Here is a 5,610-nt window from a genome sequence, read left to right on the forward strand (position 1 = left end):
TTTCTTCGTCGTCAAGCCGTTAATAGCCCATTGACAGTCTACGAAATATCTCATCAACCATGGTCTGATTTCCTGCGTCAACAGCTTCGTTCTCCTACTCTTAAGTTTTCTTTTGCGTAAGTCCTGTTAGTGCAACGCTTGATGCAAACTTTGCAAACTAGGCAGGTCGAACATCAAAGCATCGTCGGGGTTAACTTCCGTAAAATGATGCACTAACAATAGACCAACAATGGTCCAAGTTTGGTAGGAACGGGACTGTTGCCCAACCCAAAAGCCGGTGGGACCATCAAAATATTCGGCCCATTTATGTTTGGGCAAGCGACGCAAAAGCACTTCGTAGTTATTGCGGATGAGGTTACCCATTTCCGCATACTCCACCGTGCCGTAGTGGGAATGACAGCTATGGCGGAGCACCGCCACCACTAGAAACCAAAATAAACAGGGCCAATGGCCAGCATTGTGGTAGCACCAGGGTAAATTTTTGCGGTCAAAGCCGGTTTTACTGCGCCAATCATCATCCTTGAGGGGGGGATGGCAAATTCTCAGGGGCATTTGGGCACACAGTTCCCGCTGATTATTCAATACCAAACGGAAAAATGAACGTTGCTGGGCCAAACTCGTGACATCAAAAATTGCTCCCAAGCAATTGCCCAGGGAAAAAAAGCGAAAATCGGGGCGACCCGTGCGGATATTGCCGATTAAATAACCCCCCCGATCGCCGAGCCAATCCTGGAGCCAGTTGGGAATGGTCTCTGTGTGGACATTATGTTCATTGCTGGCTTCTTCACCGTACTGTTCCGTGGGACGGCGGCGCAGGGTTTGGACAATGTTGCAATTAATCCAGTAATGCTTGAGCAGATAGGTGCGCAGTTTTTTCAGCCAATCCACACTCAGGTCAAACTGGTGGCTCTGCTCCACAGTAAAACTATCGAAGGGGTGGTCATTGTGGCTGGAATAACCCTTCCCTTTCAAGTCAATTAACAGTAACCCCGCCGCACTTTTTAAGGCCCCGTAGAGGAGGGTTTGGATTTCCAGGGGGGCTCCCCACACATCCATGGGACGGTCAATCATAAAAGCCCCATCTGGTACAAACAAAGTGGGCGCATCCCGAAACACTGGATGGAGAATGAGGTTTAAAAACTTTTGCAGCCCCAACTGCACATGGGTTTGCCTGGCCCAAGCTTCATTGCCAGTTCTTTGCACGTAGTAATAGGCCAAAATGGGCCACCAGAGGGATGCATCCACCGAACAAACCCGACCGATCGCCCGTTGGCCATAGTCTGCCTTGAGTTCATGGTTTTCCGTTTCCACAAAACTGGTGGGGAAAATGCCATAGGTGGGAAAAGTTTCACTCTGGAGGGTGAGGCAAATTTCCAAAAAGTTTTGGACAATTTCCGTTTCATTTTGCAGTAACAAAAAGATCATCACCGGCACATTGTCCCGAATGAAAACCTCCGTATAGTTCAAATCATGGTGATCCGACTGGGGAATGGCCGCCACGGTGCCCACATATTGCCCATTGATTTTGACCATGGCTTTTTCGTAGAGCAAACGGCGGGCCTGGTCTAGGATTTGTTGAGCCTGGGGGGATTTCATGGCAGAAGATTAGGATTAATCTATGGGGCAAACTTAATTGTCCTGAACTAGTCCAACGGTGTAAAGCATTTGGTTGCCAGGAAGCCTGCTGGTAAAGTCCTAGTTCGCATCCTCAATATTTCAACACTGGCAGATTTTCATCCGGCTGGCCCCTAAACTTGGGGGGTCTGGGGGGCTTTTTGAACTCACCCTGAGCCTACAGGTGGGCGATCGCCACATTGCCAATGGAGGGATCAAAACTGACGTTGAGTAATGTCTGCCAACGGGCTAGAACTTCCTGCTCTCCTCGGCGGTTAATGTCGTCCAAAATGATGGTGCCGTGGGGAGCTAACTGACTTTGGAAGAAAGGCACTGCCGGAAAACGGGAATATTGAATGTCCTCCCGGTAGGCCGGCGGCCCATCCACCAACAGGCAATCAATGGTTTTGCTGGCGGGCAACTGGTGACGGATTTTCTGGCGATCGTACCACTCCCCATTGTCCAAGGCCAGTTCACAGGGTTCCAACGGAGCATGGATGAGCTGGACGTAGGTGGTCAACTCTTCCCTGGCTAATGCATCTTGCAACAAATTTAACCAATCCAAATTATTTTCGATACAGTGGAGTTTGCCCTGTAAACCATTGCGACGGAATAAACGGGCAATGTACAAGGTAGATACTCCACCACCACATTCCACAATGGATAGGTGTTTACGAATTAAAATCGTGTTGAGAATTTGTACCAACCCACTGGGGCGGAGGGCATAGCCACTCCAAGGCAAATAGTTACCCGCCAATGGCATCAAGTACTGCATGGCCAAGCTATCTTCCCAAATTTCTTGCAATCTTTGGTGGTCTGTTTCTGGGGGCAGGAAAGAAGGGTTGGGCATACAAATTAATTACAGCGGTCAGGTTAACATTCGTTTAAACTATGGCAAGAAAAAGCCTTGCCGAAGCTATTCTATGCTAGATTCTGTCGGGGGAATGTAACAATCGCAAGTGGTTTTAGTGTTGAAGAAATTACATAAATATTAGAAATTCCCCTAGAGTTGACTAACCCATCTGAGTAAATTGCTTGGACGAAAATGGGTAGAGGCGCTCACTTCTAATGGTTCACATGTTCTGATTAAACTACTGGAGATAACTTTTAATTTTTACAGATTGCATTTGAGATATTGACTCCGATGTAGTGTTAGATGGTTGGTATTCTGTCATATGGTTCCGGCTCAATATCGGGAACTTTAGACAAAATCGCCTCATACTTTAACCGACTACCTCTTTTAGCTCTTTCTTGAAGATAATTCTCGGTCATTAAAGCAGATAGTTTTTCGGCAACCGCACTAGATATAAATTGATCTATAGAAATTCCATCACGACTTGCAAGCTCAGACAAGCTTTTGTGTAATGAGTCAGGAATTTGAACTTGAACGATACTCATGGCAAATTTCCTATCAAGCGTAAAAACTCTGAAGGCCCAAGCACATTCAAACCAAACGGCTCTACACCGACAAAGTCACGAGTGTTATGTGTGATTATAATCTGACATCTTGCTTTGACTGCAAGCTCTAACACCATTTCATCTTTGGTATCCCGCAGAAATGGTCGCTAAAGAAAGAAAATTTCATGCGTTACTCCCACTGCACAATTTGGGGCGGTGGCATTAAAAACTGGGAAACAATTTAAATTAATATGTTTCAACTCTATCATGGGAAGAGTACGGCATCATCAAATTTAATTGAGTGTTAAGCGGCGATCGCCCTTTCAGGGCCATTCGTTAAGTTAGGTTAGTTCACCCTAGTTGGACTTAAAATCAAAAGCAGTTTATTTACCGCTAGAGCAAGCCATGGAAGGGAAATTGATGGAATTGAATATCATGGCAATGACTGAGCAGTCCAGCCAGACTGAGATGATCGAAGAGTCTTCTGGGGAAAAGGCATCCACCGACCAAGCCTCCCCCAGGGAGAAACCCTGGACCATTGACGACAGTGAAAACCTCTACCGCATCACTGGTTGGGGGGAACCCTACTTTTCCATCAATGCGGCGGGCCATGTCACCGTTTCGCCCCAGGCTGACCATGGGGGGGCGTTGGATTTGTACGAATTGGTCAAGGGTTTAAGGCAAAGAAATATTGGCTTGCCTTTGCTGTTGCGCTTTTCTGACATTTTGGCCGACCGCATCAATCGCCTCAATGCGGCCTTTGCCCGGGGCATTGCCCGTTACCGCTATCCCAACACCTACCGGGGGGTTTATCCGATTAAGTGCAACCAGCATCGCCATATTGTCGAATCCCTGGTGCGCTATGGCACTCCCTACAATTTTGGCTTGGAAGCCGGTTCTAAACCGGAATTGATGATTGCCCTGGCCATGCTCCAACCCCAGGAAAACCCAGAGCCAGACCAGCAAAATCAACCTTTACTGATTTGTAATGGCTACAAAGACCGGGAATATATTGAGACGGCCTTGCTAGCCCGTCGTCTGGGCCATCGGCCGATCATTGTGGTGGAGCAGGTGGCAGAAGTGGCTTTAGCCATCGAAATTTCCCGCAATCTGGGCATTAAACCAATTCTTGGGGTACGGGCCAAACTGAGTACCCAGGGTATGGGACGTTGGGGAATTTCCACCGGCGATCGGGCTAAATTTGGCTTGACCATTCCGGAGATGTTAACGGCGATCGGGCAACTGCGCCAGGCGGATATGCTGGATAGTCTGCAATTGCTCCATTTCCACATCGGTTCCCAGATTTCTTCCATTTCTGTCATTAAGGAAGCGATGACGGAAGCCAGCCAAATTTTTGTGCAGTTGGCCAAACTGGGGGGCAATATGCGCTATCTCGATGTGGGGGGCGGCCTCGGAGTGGATTATGACGGCTCCAAAACCAATTTTTATGCTTCCAAAAATTACAATATCCAGAATTACGTTAACGATGTGATTTCGGCGGTGCAGGATGCCTGTGTGGCCGCTGAAATTCCCTGTCCGGTGCTGATTAGTGAAAGTGGCCGGGCGATCGCCAGCCATCAGTCGGTGCTCATTTTCGACATTGTGGCCACCAACGATATCAATCCCCCTTTGCCCAAGGTGAAGGCCAAAGACCATGCGATTTTGCGCAATCTGATGGAAACCTGGGAAACCATTACGGTGGATAATTACCAGGAAGCGTACCATGACGTGGAACAGTTTAAAACGGAAGCTATTAGTTTATTTAACTTTGGTTATTTAGGTCTGAAAGAAAGGGCTAAAGCTGAGGAAATTTATTGGGCCTGTTGCCGTAAAATCTTACAAATTTGTCGTCAGCAGGAATATGTCCCCGATGATTTGGAAAACTTGGAAGTTAACTTAGCTTCCATCTACTACGCCAATATGTCGGTGTTTCAATCGGCTCCGGATTCCTGGGCGATCGACCAACTTTTCCCCATTATGCCCATCCATCGTTTGGATGAAGAACCTACCCAGCGGGGCATTCTAGCGGATATTACCTGCGACAGTGACGGCAAAATTGACCGATTTATTGACCTGCGGGACGTCAAGTCAGTGCTGGAATTACATCCCTTAATGGAAATAGAACAGGAAGATGCTCCGCCCAGGGTGGAACCCTATTATTTGGGGATGTTTTTGGTGGGAGCCTACCAAGAAATTATGGGTAATTTACATAACTTGTTTGGTGACATTAATGTGGTGCATATTCAAATGAATCCCAAAGGTTACCAAATTGAGCATTTAGTGCGGGGGGATACCATTGCCGAAGTGTTGGGCTATGTGCAGTACGATCCCGAAGATTTGCTGGAAAATATGCGCCGCTACTGTGAGCAGGCCATGGAGGATAAACGCATGAGCCTGGAGGAATCCCAACTACTGCTGGAAAACTACGAGCGCAGTTTGTTGCAATATACCTACCTCAAGCCAACTTCGGGCATCCACACCAGCTAAATGGACGGCGGCGGCAGAAAACCCTACACAACACCAAAGTCCCAGCGTCTTGATCTAGAGGAAGATTTTGCTCTTTTGGCCTATTTGCGGAGGCGTTTATGGGGCAAAAAC

The 5,610-nt window shown here is 47.6% G+C and carries 5 protein-coding genes; 1 reads left to right on the forward strand and 4 read right to left on the reverse strand.

The window, feature by feature from the left end:
• Positions 1-126 precede the first annotated feature (126 nt).
• From IQ219_RS16175 to IQ219_RS20590, 4 genes are all read right to left on the reverse strand, one after another.
• Positions 127-1,596: a glycoside hydrolase 100 family protein gene (locus IQ219_RS16175; protein WP_194073287.1), complete on the reverse strand. Its 1,470-nt coding sequence runs from the start codon at positions 1,594-1,596 to the stop codon at positions 127-129.
• Positions 1,597-1,792: 196 nt separating this feature from the next.
• A complete protein-coding gene (locus IQ219_RS16180; RefSeq protein ID WP_194073288.1) occupies positions 1,793-2,464 on the reverse strand; it encodes a class I SAM-dependent methyltransferase in 672 nt (223 codons plus the stop codon).
• Positions 2,465-2,766: 302 nt separating this feature from the next.
• The gene (locus tag IQ219_RS16185) at positions 2,767-3,012 is read right to left on the reverse strand and encodes a toxin-antitoxin system HicB family antitoxin (RefSeq protein WP_194073289.1); all 246 of its coding nucleotides are present in this window, start codon (positions 3,010-3,012) and stop codon (positions 2,767-2,769) included.
• The gene (locus IQ219_RS20590) at positions 3,009-3,170 is read right to left on the reverse strand and encodes a PIN domain-containing protein (RefSeq protein WP_368667624.1); all 162 of its coding nucleotides are present in this window, start codon (positions 3,168-3,170) and stop codon (positions 3,009-3,011) included. The genes IQ219_RS16185 and IQ219_RS20590 overlap by 4 nt, the downstream gene beginning before the upstream one ends.
• A 247-nt stretch (positions 3,171-3,417) precedes the next feature.
• Between IQ219_RS20590 and speA the strand changes: the two genes are divergently transcribed.
• A complete protein-coding gene (speA, locus tag IQ219_RS16190; RefSeq protein WP_194073290.1) occupies positions 3,418-5,499 on the forward strand; it encodes a biosynthetic arginine decarboxylase in 2,082 nt (693 codons plus the stop codon).
• The last annotated feature ends 111 nt before the right edge of the window (positions 5,500-5,610 follow it).

Source organism: Synechocystis sp. LEGE 06083, from assembly GCF_015207725.1.
GTDB lineage: Bacteria > Cyanobacteriota > Cyanobacteriia > Cyanobacteriales > Microcystaceae > Synechocystis > Synechocystis salina.